We start from the raw sequence: 15,008 nt of genomic DNA on the forward strand, positions 1-15,008 counted from the left end.
GGCGAATCAGTCAGGCGAACAGGTCGATCTCGGCGCCCGAGCGGGCCACCGCGATGCAGAGGGTCGGGCAGTTGCGGGCGGCGCGGACGACGTCGTCGAGGTCGGCACGGCCGGCGTCCGGGCGGACGACGGCGTAGCCCGCGGTGTCGACCTCGAAGGCCTGCGGGGCGATCGCCGCGCACATGCCGGAGGCGCAGCACTCGGTGATGTCGATGGTGATCTGGACGGTGGGTGACTCGGTCATCGGTCTGCTCCTGCCGGGAGGGGGACGTCGAGGGGAGGGAGGTGGTGCGTGGCGGCCTGCCACGAGTCGTCGGCGCGGGCCCGCTTGCGCACGGCCGCGAACTCGCGTGGCGCGTTGACGCCGACCGCGCCGGTGAGGACGTCGCCCGCGCGGAAGCCCGCCAGGAACGAGCCCTTCGCCGGGTCGCGGGCCAGAACGACGGCCTCGCCCGCGGTGGCACCGAAGCCCTGGATCCGGCTGCCGTACTCGTCCGACCAGAAGTAGAGGTCGTGGTCGAAGGGGCCGGCCTCCTCGCGTCCGCGCACCAGCACGCGGCCGACGTGCCGGCCCTGGTCGCTCGCGGTGGTCCACTGCTGCGAGCGGACCCGGCGGCCCAGCCGCGCGCTCGGCCACGACGCCGCGTCGCCGGCACCGTAGACGGCGTCCGCGCCGGCCGCGAGGTGGTGGTCGCAGGCGAGCCCGTCGTCGAGTGCGAGGCCGCTGTCCTGCAGCCACTCGACGTCGGGCACCACGCCCACGCCGACCAGCACGAGGTCGACCTCGAGCACCGTGCCGTCATCGAGGGTGAGCCCCTCGACCCGGTCGCGGCCGACGAATCCGGTGACCGCCTTGCCACAGACCAGGCGCACACCCGCGTCGGTGTGCAGGCGGGCGAGCTCGGCGCCGACGACGGCGCCGACCGCCCGGACCAGCGGGGTCGGAGCGGTCTCCACGACTGTGACCTCGACCCCGAGGGACGCCGCGGACGAGGCCACCTCGGCGCCGACGAAGCCGGCGCCGACGATGGCGAGTCGACTGGCGCGGGCGAGGTCGTGTCGCAGCCGCGCGGCGTCCTCCCGGGTGCGCAGCACGTGCACGCCGTCGGCGGGCGAGACGAAGGGGAGGCGGCGCGGTCGCGAGCCGGTCGCGACCACGAGTGCCCGGTAGGACAGGTCGTCGCCGCCGGTCAGCAGCAGCCGCCGTCGGGCGAGGTCGACGCCGGTGGCGGTGACGCCGAGGACGGTGTCCACGCCGATCTCGTCGGCGAAGTACGACGCCGGGTGGTAGCCGGTCGCGTCCAGCGCCAGGTCACCGGTGAGCACCTGCTTCGACAGCGGCGGCCGGTCGTAGGGGAGCCAGGCCTCCGCGCCGAGCAGGGTGACCGGGCCGGTGTAGCCCTCCTGACGCACGGTCTGCACGACCCGCAGCCCGGCGACCCCGCCGCCGACGACCACCAGCCCAGGGTCGCCGACGGTGTGGTGCCGCAGCTCGCCGCCGCTCATCCCAGCTCCTGGGGTCGCCGGCCCCGCAGCAGCTGCGAGAGCGAGACCGCGATGACGAGCGCGCCGCCGTAGAAGAGGTCCTGCACGAACGGGTCGGCTCCCATCATCTGCAGGCCGGTGATGCCGACGATCAGGAAGTACGCCGCGATCACCGTGCCGAGCGGGTTGAACTGGCCGGGCTGCACGCAGGTGCCGCCGAGGAAGGCCGCCGCGAACGCGGGCAGCAGGAAGGCGACGCCGCCGCGCGGGTCGGCCGATCCGGTGGTGCCGGCGTAGAGGACGCCGGCGGCCGCGGCGATCGTGCCCGACCAGACCAGCGCGCCCCACCGGGTCGCGGAGACCCGGATGCCGGAGAGCCTGGCCACCTCGCGCTGCGCGCCGACGTAGAGCCAGCGGCGTCCGAGCAGGGTGCGCTCGAAGACGAACCACAGGAACAGGCACAGCCCGAGGGCGTAGTAGAACTCGATCGGTACGCCGAGCGGGCGGGTGAGCACCACGAGGTCCAGCAGCTTCGGGTCGATGCCCGCGACGATGCGGTTGTCGCTGAGCCAGCTGACGACGCCGAGCAGGAAGGTGCCGAGGCCGAGCGTGACGATGAACGAGTTGATCCCGAACACGATCACGAAGAAGCCGTTGATCGCACCCACCAGCGCTCCCGCCAGCAGGGCCGCGGCGATCGCCGCCCACAGCGGCCAGCCATGCATGCCGTTGAGCACTGCGACGAGCATCGTCGACAGGGTCAGGGTGCCGCCGACGGACAGGTCGAAGTCGCCGCAGCGCAGGGGGATGATCAGTGCGAGCGAGAGGACGACGAGCACCGCCTGCGAGCCGAGGATCGCCGCGGCGTTGTCGGTGGTGGCGAAGGACTGCGGGCGCAGGATCGAGAACACCGCGACGAGCAGGAGCAGACCGACGGGGAGAGCGAGCCGCTCGGCCGTCGTACCCCAGCGGACGTGGGCGGTGCCGGCCGCGTCGGCGGTACGCCGGGGTGCGCTCGCCGCGGCGGTGAGCTCCGCCGGCGCGGGGGTGTCGGTGGTCATGAGGCCTCCTTCTCGTCGGAGCCGGTGCTCGTCGCGAGGAGACAGGCCCGGGTGATGTTCTTCTTGGTGACCTCGGCGTCGTCCAGCGAGCGCGTGACGCGACCGCCGGAGAACACCAGGACGCGGTGGCAGAGCGCCGCGAGCTGGTCGGGGTCGCCGCTGCTCAGCAGGACGGCGGCACCGTCGCGGGCCGCGGCGCGCACGAGGTCCTCGATCTGCCGGCGGGCACCGACGTCGACGCCCTGGGTGGGCTCCTCGAGCAGGAGCAGCCGCGGCGCGACGCCGAGCCACTTGGCCATCAGCACCTTCTGCGCGTTGCCGCCGCTGAGCTGCTGGACGGGTCGCCCGGGCTCGGCCGGACGCACGGCGTAGCGCCGGACCGCCGTGTCCGCGGCACCGCGCAGCCCGCGGCGCGAGAGCCCGGCCGGCCCGCGGTGGCGGCGCAGCGTGGTCACCGCGAGGTTGTCGGTGATCGAGAGCGCGCGGAAGACGCCGTGCCGGTTGCGGTCGGCCGGCACCAGGGCGATCCCGGCCCGCATGGCCCGGAGTGGTGCGTGCCGCCGCAGGTCGACGGGGACACCGCCGACCCGCACCAGGCCGGTGGCCGGGGCGACGCCGAAGAGGGCGCCGAGCACGTCGTCGCACCCCGAGCCGATGAGCCCGGTGACCCCGACGATCTCGCCGGCCCGGATGCTGAGCGACACATCGTCCAGCACGTCGGTGGACAGCCCTTCGACATCGGCTGCGACCTCGGCGGCGCAGGCGTCGGGTCGCGGCGGAGCGCCGCCCGGCGCCGTACCGACGATCGCCTCGACGAGCACCTCGTGGGTCATCCCCTCGGTGGGCTGCTCGGCCACGGTGACCTGTCCGTCGCGCAGCACGGTGACCCGGTCGCAGAGGGTGAGCACCTCCTCGAGGAAGTGCGAGACGAAGAGGACCGCGCTCCCGCGCGCCGCCACCTTCTCGACCAGCCCGTACAGCGCTCGCTTGTCCTCCTCGGGGAGGAAGGCGGTGGGCTCGTCGAGCACCAGCAGCGTCGGGACCTCGTGGTCGTCGTCGGGACGGCGGCAGACCGCCCGCACGATCGCGAGGTTGGCCTTCTCGACCGCGCTCAGACCCGCCACCGGCAGGCGTACGTCGACGCTGAGTCCGAAGTCGGCCAGCGTCGCCCGGGCGTCGCGGCACTGTGCCCCGAAGGAGACGTTCCGGCGGCTGCCGCGGGCCACGTCGTCCAGCCACAGGTTCTCGGCGACGCTGAGCCGCTCCACCAGACCGAGCGTCTGGTGGACGAACCGGATGGCCTGGTCGCGCAGGACGCTCGCCGGGACCGGTGTCGGGACCTCCTCGCCGCGCACCCGCACGGTGCCGGCGTCCGGCCGCTCGTAGCCGGCGAGCACCTTGATCAGTGTCGACTTGCCCGAGCCGTTGTGCCCGAGCAGCCCGTGCACCTCACCGGCGCGGAGGGTGAGGCCGACGTCGCTGAGCGCCTGCGTGGTGCCGAACCGCTTCGTGAGGCCGGCGACGGCGACGGCCACCTCGGCGGCCATGTCAGCTCAGTCCCCACAGGGTGCGGAACCCGTCCTGGTACGCCTCGCCGTAGCCGCGCGAGTCGGTCGCGGGGTCGCCCGCCTGGTCGAGGTTCTCGTGGGTCCAGACGTAGAGCGGCCAGCTCGCCTCGGGGTTCGTCGGCAGGCCGCCGATGGTGCGCATGGCCTGGTCGAGGGTGACGTGGGCCATCCAGTCGTTGCTCTGCCCGACGTTCATCTCGATGATGTCGGAGTCGCGCATCAGGTCGAGGATCGACGGCGTGCCGTTGTAGGTGGCGATGCGGACCTTGTCCTGACGTCCCGACTGGGTGATCGCCTGCACCGCCCAGATCGACATCGTGTCGAACACCGGCAGGACGTAGTCGATGTCCGGGTCGGCCACGAGGGCCGACTGCACCTGCGGGAGGATCTTGGTGGCCCAGTCCGCGGACGGGATGTCGATGAAGGTCGCCTCGCAGCCGGGGCACACGGCCCTCAGCTCGTCCTTCATCGCCGACTCCGAGGCCGCGCTGGCCTTCACGTCGCTCGATGTCAGCACCAACAGCGTGCCGGCGCCCTCGGTCTTGAGCGTCGCCCAGTCGATCATCACCCGCGCCGCCTCGGAGCAGGGACAGCTCACCGTGCCGGCCAGCGCCTCGTCGGCGCGCTGGGTCAGGTCGTAGCCGTCCGTGGCGAGGACCGGTACGCCGGCGTCCCCGGCCCGCGACATCGCGGGGGCGAGCTGCGCGGGGTCGATGCCGGCGAACAGCTCGATCAGGTCGGCCTTCTCGGAGAGCGCCTTCTGCATGCCCTGGTCCCACTCGGTCGGGCTGCCCTGGTTGGGCCAGGTCGTGTAGCTGAAGCCCACCTCGCCGGCGATCCGCTCGGCGGCGTCGGCGTAGAACTGCGTGAAGTCGATGGCGGAGTTGACCGGGATGCCGGCGATCGTCTTGCCGGCCATCACCGAGCGTGCGTCGAACGGCTCGCCGGGGGCCTCGAAGGCCGGCGGGTCGGCGTACTTGTCGACGCGGGCCAGGGCGGCGGTGAGGTCGGCGTCGTCGGCCGAGCCGGTGGCGCCTCCTTGCTCGGCGCAGGCGGTCAGGCCGGCCGCGACGAGCGTGAGTGCCAGCGCGGCGAGCGCGGGACGGACGGAGCGGGACTGGGACATGTGACGCTTCCTCTCTGGGGCCGAGACCGTGGAGAAAGCGTCGTCGCGCACGGGGGTGACCCACATCACCCCGAGTGCGCGTCCTTGGGGGTGACGGGGCGAGGCGCGGCCCGCGGGGGATCACCCCGACGGGGTGAGGCGGTGTGCGCGGCCGGTCGGCTACAGGAGTCCGAGCGCCTCGGCCTTGGCGATCGCCTCGCGCCGCCCGTGCACGCCGAGCTTGCGGTAGAGGCTGCGCAGGTGGGCCTTGACGGTGTTGACCGAGACGAAGAGCTCGGCGGCGACCTCGGGCAGCGTGGCCATCGAGTCGAGCCGGATCAGGATCTCGTGCTCGCGCGCCGTCAGCGGCTCCTCGAGCCCGCCGTCCGGCCGGGCCTGCTGGGCCGTCGAGACGTGTGCGGCGATCCGGGAGCGGACCAGCCGGACGAACTCGACGTGGGTCCGCTCGCGTCGCTCCAGCAGCTCCAGCATCCGGTCGATCCGAGCGCCGAACTGCAGCAGCGGCTGGATCATCCGCTCGCCGGCCGCCATCGCGACCGCCTCGCCGAACACGGGAAGCCCCGCGCGGACGCCGTTCTGCTGCGTCTCGACGACCGCGAGCAGCGCCTGGGCCTGGATCCGCTGGTCGAGGAAGCCGCGGCCGTCGGCGACCGCTGCCCGCAGCACGTCGAGGGCGGCGTCGGGCCGGCTGTCGGAGAGCAGCAGCTCGGCCCGGCTGATCCGCAGGTGCACGCCCTCGGTCTCCGGGTCGGTCCGGGACAGCGCGCGGCGGGCCGGGCCGAGCTGGCCCAGGGCGAGGTTGAGCCGGACCAGCTCGGCCTCGACGTAGTCGCTGAACACCCAGCGTGCCCGCAGCCCCGCGATCTCGCGCTCCACCTGGAGCATCTGGGCCAGCGCGTGGCGCTTGCGGCCGCGCTGCGTCAGCACCAGGCCGCGGACGAGCCCGATCGCGGCCCGCACGGGGGTGTCGTCGAGGCGCACGGCGTCGTCGCCGAGGTCGAGGAACTGGTCGGCGGCGTCGAGCTCGTCGCGCAGGTAGTGGATCCAGCCGAGTGCGTGCCACAGCTCGGCGGCCGCGGCGGACTGCTCCCAGCCGCGGCGCCCGGCCAGGTCACGCGCCTCGTCGGCCACCGCGAGCGCGTCGTCGAGGCGGTCCTGGGCGGTGAGGACGCCGACCAGCTGGCTGAGGCAGCCGAGCTCGACGTACGCGCGTCGTCCCGAGCGGGCCGCCTCGTGCGCCTGGCGGAGATGCTCCTCGGCGGTGAACCCGTCGCCGCGCCAGTACTCGGTCGCGCCGAGCTCGTAGAGCGCGAGCGCGGCGAGGTCGCCGAAGGACTCCGGCGAGGTCGCCACGCCGGGGCCGTCGCGCAGCATCTCGGCGGCGGCGACCTGCACGGTGGCCAGGTCGCCGCAGGCCCGGCCCCGCTCCAACGCCAGCACCTGGCCGGCCAGGCTCGGCATCGCCGGGGGCGCGGAGACCAGGTGGCTGCCGGGCTCGCCGAGTGCGAGCCCCACCACGGTGCGGACCAGCCGCAGTTCGTCGTCCGCGGCGCCGAGCGGGTCGGTGAGCACCCGGTCGACCATGTCGCGCAGGGTGACGAGCTGCCCGCCGACGTACAGAGCGAACCAGGCGGAGCGGACCATCTCGCGGGCGAGGTCGGCCGACGTGCCCTGCCGGGCGTGCTCGAAGGCCTCCAGCCAGAGCCGGTGCTCGGAGAACCACGCCGCCGCGCGGTCGTGCAGGGCTCGCCACCGGCCCTGGTCGGACTGCTGGAGCTGGCGGCGCAGCATGGCGACGAACATCGCGTGGTAGCGGTACCACTCCTCGTCCGACGACTGGCGGACGGTGAAGATGTTGTGCTCGGCCAGCCAGCGCAGGGTGGCCGCGCCGTCCTCGTCACCGGTGAGGGCGTCGGCGAGCGACCCGCTCACCCGGTCGCAGACGCAGGTGGTCAGGACGAAGGCACGGGCCTGCTCGGGCAGGTTGGCGAGCACCTCCTCGAGCAGGTACTCGTCGGCCTCGGCGCTGCCCGACGTCAGCAGGTACGGCGAGTCACGGGCGGACAGCGCGTCGGCGCCGGCGAGCGCGGCCAGTCGGAGCCCCGCGGACCAACCCTCGGTGCGGTCGACGAGCTGGGCGACGACCTCGTCGGTGGGGTGCAGCCCGGTGCCCTGGAACATGGAGCGCGCCTCGACCGTGGTGAAGGCGAGCTCCTCGCCGGGGATCGTGGCCAGGCGTCCCTCCAGGCGCAGCCGCGCGCGGGGGAGGGCCGGGAGGAAGACACCGGTGAGGACCACGCGCACCGCCGGTGGCAGGTGCAGCAGCAGGTACGACAGCGCCTCCACCGTGGGACTGTCGTCGATCTCGTGGACGTCGTCGAGCACCACGACCACGTCGTGGTCCAGGTCCGACAGCGCGTCGACGACGAGGGCCGGCAGCACGGAGAGCGAGTGGCTGCTGCCGGGCGCCGGCTCCATCGTGGCCAGCACCGAGTCCTCCCCGAGCCCGGCCACCGGTTGCAGCGCGAGCAGGAACGCCGTCCAGAACCGGTGCGGGTCGCCGTCGTGCGCGTCGAGGTTGAGCCAGGCGACCGGCCGGGGCGACTGCCGCGCCCAGGAGGCGAGGAGCTGGGTCTTGCCCGAGCCGGTCGGCGCCGTCATCGCGGTCACCGGGCGGGTGGTCGCGGCATCCAGCAAGGTCCACAGCCGAGGCCGCTCGACGGCGGCGTGGTGCAGGTCGGGGACCGAGGTCTTGGCGCGCAGCAGGGACCGCGGGAGCGCGAGCGTGCGGCCGGCACGAACGGCCCCGCGCTCGTCGGAACCGTCGTCCGCACCCAGCATGCGCTCCACCTCGACCTGCCTGCGAGAGGTCGACAGGGTAGCCGAACCCGGCCCGCGGCCAGGCGGCCCCGACAGCGTCGACGCAGCCGCGCCGTACGATCGGGAGCACGCCATGGAGTCAACGAGCCAGGCCACGTGATCCTGCGATCGCACATCGACAGATCGCCGGTCTCCTGACGCGAGTACCCGTGTCCGGCTATCTTCTTTCGAGCGGGGAGGGCCGCTTCGAAAGGCTGCACCCATGTCGCACCACCTGCTCTCCCGGGTCGTCGCGCTGCTCGCGATCCCCCTCTTCCTGGTCGCCGTGTCGGTCGTCCAGGTCCAGGCCGTGGCCCTCACGGGAACCACGACGACCCTCACGGTCACGGGCGGCAACAAGCCCGGGGACCTGCTCACCCTCGAGGCGACCGTCACGTCGGCCAGTGGCGTGCCGACCGGCTCCGTCCACTTCACCGGCAACGCCCTGGACGTCGTCATCCCGCTCGGCGCCGACGGCACCGCGCTCGCGCAGACGCCCGCCGCCACCGCGACGGAGCGGATCTCCGCGGAGTTCACCAGCGAGAGCGGGTTCGCCTACAGCCTGGACTCCGAGCGGGGCGACGTCATGTCGCGGATCGTGTGGGAGCCGGAGCCGACGATCGCGAGGCTCGCTCCTCCTCGGCTGAAGCTCACCACGGCGGCGCGGCTGCGCGACCGCGCCGGTCGCCCGATGGTCGGGGTCACCGTGGACTTCAGTCTCGGCAACCCGTTCCCGGCCTTCCCCGAGCCCGGCGGGCCCGCCTTCCGCGTGTGCACGGCGGTCTCGGACCAAACCGGCCTGGCCAGCTGCAAGGGCTCGGGCGCGTTGGGCGCGGTGCTGTCGCTGCTGCTCGGGGGCGCGTACGCGACGGAGAAGCAAGGCTTCTTCAACACCGATCAGTGGGCCAAGCTGCCGGTGCTGCGTCGTTGAGCTGATCCTCGGCCTCGGAGGTTCCGTGCGCGCCCGGCAAAGCGGCCACACTAGCCTCGTCCCGTGATGCACGGACTCCTCCTCGCCGCGGGCGCGGGTCGGCGGATGGGCATGCCCAAGGCGCTCGTCCGCGACCCCGATGATGCGGGCGGCCCGTGGCTGACCCGGTCGGTGCGGGTGCTCCTCGACGGCGGCTGCCCGCAGGTCGTGGTGGTGCTCGGCGCGGGCGCCGACGAGGCCGAGCCGCTGCTCGTCGGGCTCCCCGGCGTGACGGTGGTCCGCTCCGCCGACTGGTCGTCGGGGATGGGCGCCTCTCTGGCCGCCGGCCTGGCGGCGCTCACCTCCCGCGACGACACCGTCGCAGCACTGGTCCACCTGGTCGACCTGCCCGACGTCACCGCGGAGGTCGTCACCCGGGTCGTCACCTCGGTGGGTGCCGATACCGCGGCACTCGCCCGGGCGTCGTACCACGGGGTGCCCGGCCACCCCGTCCTCCTCGGTCGCGACCACTGGGCCGGGGTCGCCGACAGCGCAGCGGGGGACCGGGGTGCGCGCGCCTACCTCGCGCGTCACGACGTCACGCTGGTCGAGTGCGGTGATCTCGCCACCGGGGCCGATGTCGATCGGCGATGATGGCGCGGTGCCGCGCTGACTTCGGCAGGAGTTGCCAACCTCGCGCCAACGACCGCCCCCTAGCCTTGAGGCATGGACACCCGCGTCGCCGATCTCGCACGCCGGCTGGAGGAGACCGGATACCTCTGTGACGAGGAGCTGGCCACGGTGCTCTTCTTGTCCCTGGAGATGTCGCGGCCGCTGCTGCTGGAGGGCGAGCCGGGCACCGGCAAGACCGCGCTGGCCGAGGCGATCGCCGAGGCGATGGACCGGCCGCTGATCCGGCTGCAGTGCTACGAGGGGATCGACGCGACGCAGGCGCTCTACGACTGGGACTTCCCGCGCCAGATCCTCCACCTGCGCGCGCTGGAGGCGCTGTCGGGGAGCCGGCCCGGTGACGTCGAGGAGGCCGAGAAGAGCCTGTACGACGAGCGGTTCCTGCTCGCGCGGCCGGTGCTGGCCGCGCTGCAGCAGAGCCCGGCGGTGCTGCTCATCGACGAGGTCGACCGGGCCGACGACGAGTTCGAGGCGTTCCTGTTGGAGGTGCTCTCGACCTTCCAGGTGACCATCCCCGAGCTCGGGACCGTGCAGGCGGCGACGCCGCCGACGGTCGTGCTGACCTCCAACCGGACCCGCGAGCTGCACGACGCGCTGAAGCGGCGCTGCCTCTACCACTGGATCGACCACCCGGGCCTGGAGCGCGAGATCGCGATCGTGCGGTCCCGGGCGCCCGAGGTCAGCGCCACGCTCGCCCACCAGGTCGTGGAGGTCGTGCAGCAGCTGCGCTCGGACACCGACCTGCTCAAGCCGCCGGGCGTCGCCGAGACGCTCGACTGGGCGCGGGCGCTGCACCACCTCGGCACCGCGGACCTCGACGTCGAGACCGCGGCGCGGACCCTCGGCGCGCTGGTGAAGTACCGCGACGACGCCGAGCGGGTGCGCGCCGCGCTCGACCGGATGCTGGCGAGATGACCACCGTGCTGAACGGGCTGGCGCACCAGCCCGACGAGATCCTGCTGGGCTTCGCCACGGCCCTGCGGGCGGCGGGGGTGCCGGTGACCCAGGACCGCACCCGCGCCTACCTCGACGCCGTCGCGCTGGTCGGCATCGGCGATCGTGCGGCGACCCGCGCGGCGGGCCGCGCCACGCTCTGCGCGACCCCGGAGGACCTTGAGCGCCACGACCGGATCTTCGAGGAGTGGTTCCACCGCGACATCAGCACGCCCGTGAGCCGGCCTCGGACCACCCAGCACCGGGCGACGGCCGCGCTGTTGCCCGACGACCAGGACGCCGGACCGGGGGGGCCGGACCCGGACGACGACCCTGTCCGGGCGGCCGCCAGCGTCGCGGAGGTGCTGCGGCACCGGGACGTCGCGACCCTGGAGCCGGCCGAGCGGGCCCGGCTCGCGACCATGTTCGCCGCACTGACGGTCCGGCTGCCCACGCGACCGACCGCCCGCCGTACGCCGCACCGGCGCGGCGACGTCGACGCCTCCCGGACCCTGCGGGCCAGCCTGCGCCGGATGGGTGAGCCGGCCGAGATCCACCGCCGCCGACCGGCGACCCGAGCCCGCCGTGTGGTGCTGCTGATCGACGTGTCCGGCTCGATGAGCGGGTACGCCGACGCGCTGCTCCGCCTCGCGCACCGGGTCGTCAACGCGGGGCCGGGCGTGGAGGTCTTCAGCCTCGGCACGCGGCTCACCCATCTCACGCGCGCCCTCAAGCGGCGCGACCCCGAGCGGGCGCTCGCGGCGGCCGGCGACGTCGTGCCCGACTGGTCCGGCGGCACCCGTCTCGGTGAGACGCTGCGCGCCTTCGTCGACCGGCACGGTCGTCGCGGCATGGCGCGCGGCGCGGTCGTGGTGATCTTCAGCGACGGCTGGGAGCGTGGTGACACCGTGCTGCTGGCCCAGCAGGTCGACCGGCTGCACCGGCTTGCGCACAAGGTCGTCTGGGTCAACCCGCACCGCGGCAAGGACGGCTACGTCCCGGTGCAGCAGGGCATCGTGGCCGTCCTGCCCCATGTCGACGCGTTCCTGGCCGGTCATTCGCTCGCGACCTTCGTCGCGCTGCTCGAGGAGGTCGGGAGATGATGCCGGATGCGTGAGGTGCTGCCCCAGCTGCTCGCCTGGTGGGAGGCGGGGGACACGATCGGGATGGGCACGGTGATCGCGACCTTCCGATCCGCCCCACGGCCGCCGGGCGCCTCGATGCTGGTCGGCCCGGACGCGTCCGCGGTCGGCTCGGTCTCCGGCGGCTGCGTCGAGGGCGCTGTCTACGACCTGGCCCAGGACGTGACGACCTCCGGTACACCGACCCTGCAGCGCTACGGCGTCTCCGACGACGACGCCTTCGCGGTCGGCCTCACCTGCGGCGGGATCCTCGACGTCTACGTCGAGAAGGTGAACCGCGAGACCTTCCCCGAGCTCGGCGAGATCGCCGCCGACATCGCGGCCGGCCGGCCGGTGGCCGTCGCGACCGTGGTCGACCATCCCGACCCGTCGTACGTCGGCAGGCGGGTCGTCCTGCACCCCGACACGGAGCCGGCGGGCACCCTCGGCAGCCCCCGGATCGACGCCGCCGTCCGCGACGACGCCGTCGGCCTGCTGGCCTCCGGGCACAACGGCACCCTGTCCTACGGGCCGGATGGCGAGCGGCGCGGTGAGGGCATGCGGGTCTTCGTGTGGGCCTTCGCGCCGGCGCCGCGGATGCTGGTCTTCGGAGCGATCGACTTCGCCGCCGCGGTCGCGCGGATCGGCGCCTTCCTCGGCTACCACGTCACCGTCTGCGACGCCCGCCCCGTGTTCGCGACCACCAGCCGGTTCCCCGGCGCCGACGAGGTGGTCGTCGAGTGGCCGCACCGCTACCTGGCCGCCGAGCAGGAGGCCGGCCGGGTCGACTCCCGCACCGTGATCACCGTGCTCACGCACGACCCCAAGTTCGACGTACCGCTCCTCGAGGTCGCGCTCCGGCTGCCCGAGGTGGGCTACGTCGGCGCGATGGGCTCGCGCCGGACCCACGACGACCGGATGGAGCGGCTGCGCGAGGCCGGCCTCATCGAGGCGGAGCTGGCGCTGCTGCACAGCCCGATCGGGCTCGACCTGGGTGCCCGCACGCCGGAGGAGACCGCGATCAGCATCGCCGCCGAGATCGTCGCGGGCCGCTGGGGCGGGTCGGGGGAGCCGCTGGCCATGCGGGCCGGTCGCATCCACGCGTGATCGGGCTCACGCCCGAGGGGTAGGGTGCGGTCATGGACGAGCTCGACCGGCGTCGGCGGCGGGCCCTGGCCGCCTGGACGACCTGGGCCGAGGAGGGTGACGGCACGCTGACCACGGTCCGGCCCGAGATCCTCGACAGCTGGACCCGCTCCGGTGCCTCCGTCGCCCGCGACGTCGTGCAGGCGCCGCTCGCCGACGAGACCGAGACCCGCTCCTTCTGGCAGGGCTCGCCCCTGCAGATCGCCGTCGAGCGGGTGGAGGACGAGCTGCGCCGGACCGCCGAGGACGGCGACCTGGTCCTCGCCGTCACCGATCCCGACACCCGGGTGCTGTGGACCTACGGCGGGCGGGTGATGCGGCGCAAGGCCGAGACCGTCAACTTCGTGCCCGGCGGGCGCTGGGACGACCGGTCGGTGGGCACCAACGCGCTCGACCTCGCCAACCGGCTGGACCGGCCGTCGATGGTGTTCAGCGCCGAGCACTACGCCGCGATCGTGCACAACTGGGTCTGCTGGGCCGCTCCGCTGCACGACCCGGTCAGCGGCGTCAAGCTCGGCGTCCTCGACATCTCGACCACCTGGGACCGCACCCATCCGATCGGCCTCGCGACGGCCCGGGTGCTCGCGCGGCTCGTGGAGCAGGCGCTGCCGCGCACCGATCAGTACGTCGACGAGTCGCCCGAGGAGATCGCCGAGCCGGGCCTCGTGCTGAGCCTGCTCGGCACCGCCGAGGCGCGGGTCGACGGTCAGCGGCTGCTGCTCAACCGCCGCCAGACCGAGATCCTGTCGCTGCTCGCGCTGCATCCCGACGGTCTCTCCCTCGACCAGCTGCACGCGATGCTCTACGGCGACCACGCGGTCACGTTCTCCACGCTCAAGGCGGAGGTGTCCCATCTGCGCCACGCGCTGGCGGGCCAGCTCGCGTCCCGGCCCTACCGGCTGCTGATGCCGATCGCCACCGACGTCGACCACGTGCTGACGCTGCTGCGCCGCGGTCAGGTCGCCGCCGCGGTCGAGGCCTACGGCGGTGACCTGCTGCCCGGCACCGAGAGCCCGGCGCTCGTCGAGATGGGGGAGTACGTCGCGGTCGCGGTCCGCGAGGCACTGCTCGCCGACCCGCAGCCGGACGCGGTGCTGCACTACAGCGAGCTGGCGCCGTACGACACGGCCGTGCTGGAGGCCTGCCTCGCCGAGCTCGGCCGCGAGGGCCGGCTGCGCCATCCGGCCATCCCGCTGCTCAAGGCACGACTGGCCGTCGCCGACGCGTGAGTCAGAGCCGGTACGCCGCCGCGGCGTTCTCGCCCCAGAACCGGGCCTGCTCGGCCGGCGACGCCTCGCCGACGACCGCGCGCAGCGTCGTGATCAGCTGCCCGAACGAGCCGCCCATCGTCTCGATCGGCATGTTCGAGCCGAACATCACGCGCTCCCAGCCGAGCTGGTCGATGGCGAACTCCAGCCACGGCCGCAGGTTCGCCTCCGAGACGTCCATGGTCGCCATGCCCAGCCCGGAGAGCTTGCACGGCGCCGAGGTCGCCGTCGCGAACTGCCGGAGGGCCTCCTGCCAGTCCGCGCGACCGTCGGTGTCCACGGCGCTGGGCCAGCCGGTGTGCTCCAGGACGACCGGGAGGTCGGGGAAGCGCTCGAGCGTGCGCAGCCAGGGCGTCATCGCCTCCGGGTTGATGACCAGGTCGAAGACCAGGCCACGCTCGTCGAGCCAGCCGAGCACGGTGTCCGCGGCGGGGGTGCCGGGGTCGAAGCCGTAGAGCACGCGGACCCCGCGGAACCGCGGGCTCGCGCCCTGGGCGTCCAGCTCCGCCCGGATCTCCGCGGCGCCGCCGGCGGGGTCGACGGTGCCCACCACGGCGAGGTCGAGGTCGTGGGCCTCGGCCAGCTCGTCCAGCCAGGCCGCCTCGGCGAGGTGGGCGCCCGGCTTCGTGGTGGCGGAGACGTGGACGAAGGTGTCGACCCGCAGGTCGCCGGCCGCGGCGCGGTAGGTCTCCAGCGAGAAGTCGCGGTAGAGATCCGGCTTCTGCAGGCCCTCCGACCAGATCTTGAGGCCGGGGTACCAGTCGTGGGCGGTGATGTCGATCAGGTGCATGTGGGAGTCGACGACTCGCATCAGGTTCTCCTCGTTGGGGTGGGGGACAGG

13 protein-coding genes are annotated in these 15,008 nt (G+C 73.7%); 6 read left to right on the forward strand and 7 right to left on the reverse strand.

Annotation, left to right across the window (positions count from 1 at the left end):
* Positions 1–10: 10 nt before the first annotated feature.
* The 6 genes from KVF89_RS18445 to KVF89_RS18470 all read right to left on the reverse strand — a co-directional run bounded on the left by KVF89_RS18445 (position 11) and on the right by KVF89_RS18470 (position 8,081).
* A complete protein-coding gene (locus KVF89_RS18445; RefSeq protein WP_257427552.1) occupies positions 11–244 on the reverse strand; it encodes a ferredoxin in 234 nt (77 codons plus the stop codon).
* Positions 241–1,506: an NAD(P)/FAD-dependent oxidoreductase gene (locus tag KVF89_RS18450; protein WP_257427553.1), complete on the reverse strand. Its 1,266-nt coding sequence runs from the start codon at positions 1,504–1,506 to the stop codon at positions 241–243. Before KVF89_RS18450 ends, KVF89_RS18445 begins: the two co-directional genes overlap by 4 nt.
* Positions 1,503–2,546 carry an ABC transporter permease gene (locus KVF89_RS18455; RefSeq protein ID WP_257427554.1) on the reverse strand — a complete coding sequence of 348 codons (1,044 nt, stop codon included), beginning with the start codon at positions 2,544–2,546 and terminating at the stop codon, positions 1,503–1,505. The genes KVF89_RS18450 and KVF89_RS18455 overlap by 4 nt, the downstream gene beginning before the upstream one ends.
* Entirely contained in the window at positions 2,543–4,093 is a 1,551-nt protein-coding gene (locus KVF89_RS18460) for a sugar ABC transporter ATP-binding protein (RefSeq protein WP_257427555.1), read from the reverse strand. Before KVF89_RS18460 ends, KVF89_RS18455 begins: the two co-directional genes overlap by 4 nt.
* Before the next feature lies 1 nt (position 4,094).
* A complete protein-coding gene (locus tag KVF89_RS18465; RefSeq protein ID WP_257427556.1) occupies positions 4,095–5,240 on the reverse strand; it encodes a sugar ABC transporter substrate-binding protein in 1,146 nt (381 codons plus the stop codon).
* Between the two features lie 159 nt (positions 5,241–5,399).
* Positions 5,400–8,081 (reverse strand): winged helix-turn-helix domain-containing protein, encoded by a 2,682-nt coding sequence (locus KVF89_RS18470; RefSeq protein WP_257427557.1) that lies wholly within the window; start codon positions 8,079–8,081, stop codon positions 5,400–5,402.
* 241 nt (positions 8,082–8,322) lie between these two features.
* Here KVF89_RS18470 and KVF89_RS18475 point away from each other — a divergent pair, with 241 nt between their 5' ends.
* From KVF89_RS18475 to KVF89_RS18500, 6 genes are all read left to right on the forward strand, one after another.
* Positions 8,323–9,030: an Ig-like domain-containing protein gene (locus KVF89_RS18475; RefSeq protein ID WP_257427558.1), complete on the forward strand. Its 708-nt coding sequence runs from the start codon at positions 8,323–8,325 to the stop codon at positions 9,028–9,030.
* A gap of 66 nt (positions 9,031–9,096) precedes the next feature.
* Entirely contained in the window at positions 9,097–9,663 is a 567-nt protein-coding gene (locus KVF89_RS18480; protein ID WP_257427628.1) for a nucleotidyltransferase family protein, read from the forward strand.
* 72 nt (positions 9,664–9,735) lie between these two features.
* Positions 9,736–10,614: an AAA family ATPase gene (locus KVF89_RS18485; protein WP_257427559.1), complete on the forward strand. Its 879-nt coding sequence runs from the start codon at positions 9,736–9,738 to the stop codon at positions 10,612–10,614.
* The gene (locus tag KVF89_RS18490) at positions 10,611–11,735 is read left to right on the forward strand and encodes a vWA domain-containing protein (RefSeq protein ID WP_257427560.1); all 1,125 of its coding nucleotides are present in this window, start codon (positions 10,611–10,613) and stop codon (positions 11,733–11,735) included. Before KVF89_RS18485 ends, KVF89_RS18490 begins: the two co-directional genes overlap by 4 nt.
* A 6-nt stretch (positions 11,736–11,741) precedes the next feature.
* Positions 11,742–12,860 (forward strand): XdhC family protein, encoded by a 1,119-nt coding sequence (locus KVF89_RS18495; RefSeq protein ID WP_257427561.1) that lies wholly within the window; start codon positions 11,742–11,744, stop codon positions 12,858–12,860.
* Between the two features lie 32 nt (positions 12,861–12,892).
* Entirely contained in the window at positions 12,893–14,128 is a 1,236-nt protein-coding gene (locus KVF89_RS18500) for a transcriptional regulator (RefSeq protein ID WP_257427562.1), read from the forward strand.
* Position 14,129: 1 nt separating this feature from the next.
* Here KVF89_RS18500 and KVF89_RS18505 read toward each other — a convergent pair whose 3' ends face one another.
* Positions 14,130–14,978 carry an amidohydrolase family protein gene (locus KVF89_RS18505; RefSeq protein WP_257427563.1) on the reverse strand — a complete coding sequence of 283 codons (849 nt, stop codon included), beginning with the start codon at positions 14,976–14,978 and terminating at the stop codon, positions 14,130–14,132.
* Positions 14,979–15,008 lie beyond the last annotated feature (30 nt).

The organism is Nocardioides carbamazepini, assembly GCF_024614185.1.
Lineage (GTDB): Bacteria > Actinomycetota > Actinomycetes > Propionibacteriales > Nocardioidaceae > Nocardioides > Nocardioides carbamazepini.

Bases quoted from the DNA above. Each gene is read 5' to 3' on its own strand.
- KVF89_RS18445 (WP_257427552.1), bottom strand. From the start codon at position 244: ATGACCGAGTCACCCACCGTCCAGATCACCATCGACATCACCGAGTGC.
- KVF89_RS18450 (WP_257427553.1), bottom strand. From the start codon at position 1,506: ATGAGCGGCGGCGAGCTGCGGCACCACACCGTCGGCGACCCTGGGCTG.
- KVF89_RS18505 (WP_257427563.1), bottom strand. From the start codon at position 14,978: ATGCGAGTCGTCGACTCCCACATGCACCTGATCGACATCACCGCCCAC.
- KVF89_RS18495 (WP_257427561.1), top strand. From the start codon at position 11,742: ATGCGTGAGGTGCTGCCCCAGCTGCTCGCCTGGTGGGAGGCGGGGGAC.
- KVF89_RS18465 (WP_257427556.1), bottom strand. From the start codon at position 5,240: ATGTCCCAGTCCCGCTCCGTCCGTCCCGCGCTCGCCGCGCTGGCACTC.
- KVF89_RS18455 (WP_257427554.1), bottom strand. From the start codon at position 2,546: ATGACCACCGACACCCCCGCGCCGGCGGAGCTCACCGCCGCGGCGAGC.
- KVF89_RS18475 (WP_257427558.1), top strand. From the start codon at position 8,323: ATGTCGCACCACCTGCTCTCCCGGGTCGTCGCGCTGCTCGCGATCCCC.
- KVF89_RS18500 (WP_257427562.1), top strand. From the start codon at position 12,893: ATGGACGAGCTCGACCGGCGTCGGCGGCGGGCCCTGGCCGCCTGGACG.
- KVF89_RS18480 (WP_257427628.1), top strand. From the start codon at position 9,097: ATGCACGGACTCCTCCTCGCCGCGGGCGCGGGTCGGCGGATGGGCATG.
- KVF89_RS18470 (WP_257427557.1), bottom strand. From the start codon at position 8,081: ATGCTGGGTGCGGACGACGGTTCCGACGAGCGCGGGGCCGTTCGTGCC.
- KVF89_RS18490 (WP_257427560.1), top strand. From the start codon at position 10,611: ATGACCACCGTGCTGAACGGGCTGGCGCACCAGCCCGACGAGATCCTG.
- KVF89_RS18485 (WP_257427559.1), top strand. From the start codon at position 9,736: ATGGACACCCGCGTCGCCGATCTCGCACGCCGGCTGGAGGAGACCGGA.
- KVF89_RS18460 (WP_257427555.1), bottom strand. From the start codon at position 4,093: ATGGCCGCCGAGGTGGCCGTCGCCGTCGCCGGCCTCACGAAGCGGTTC.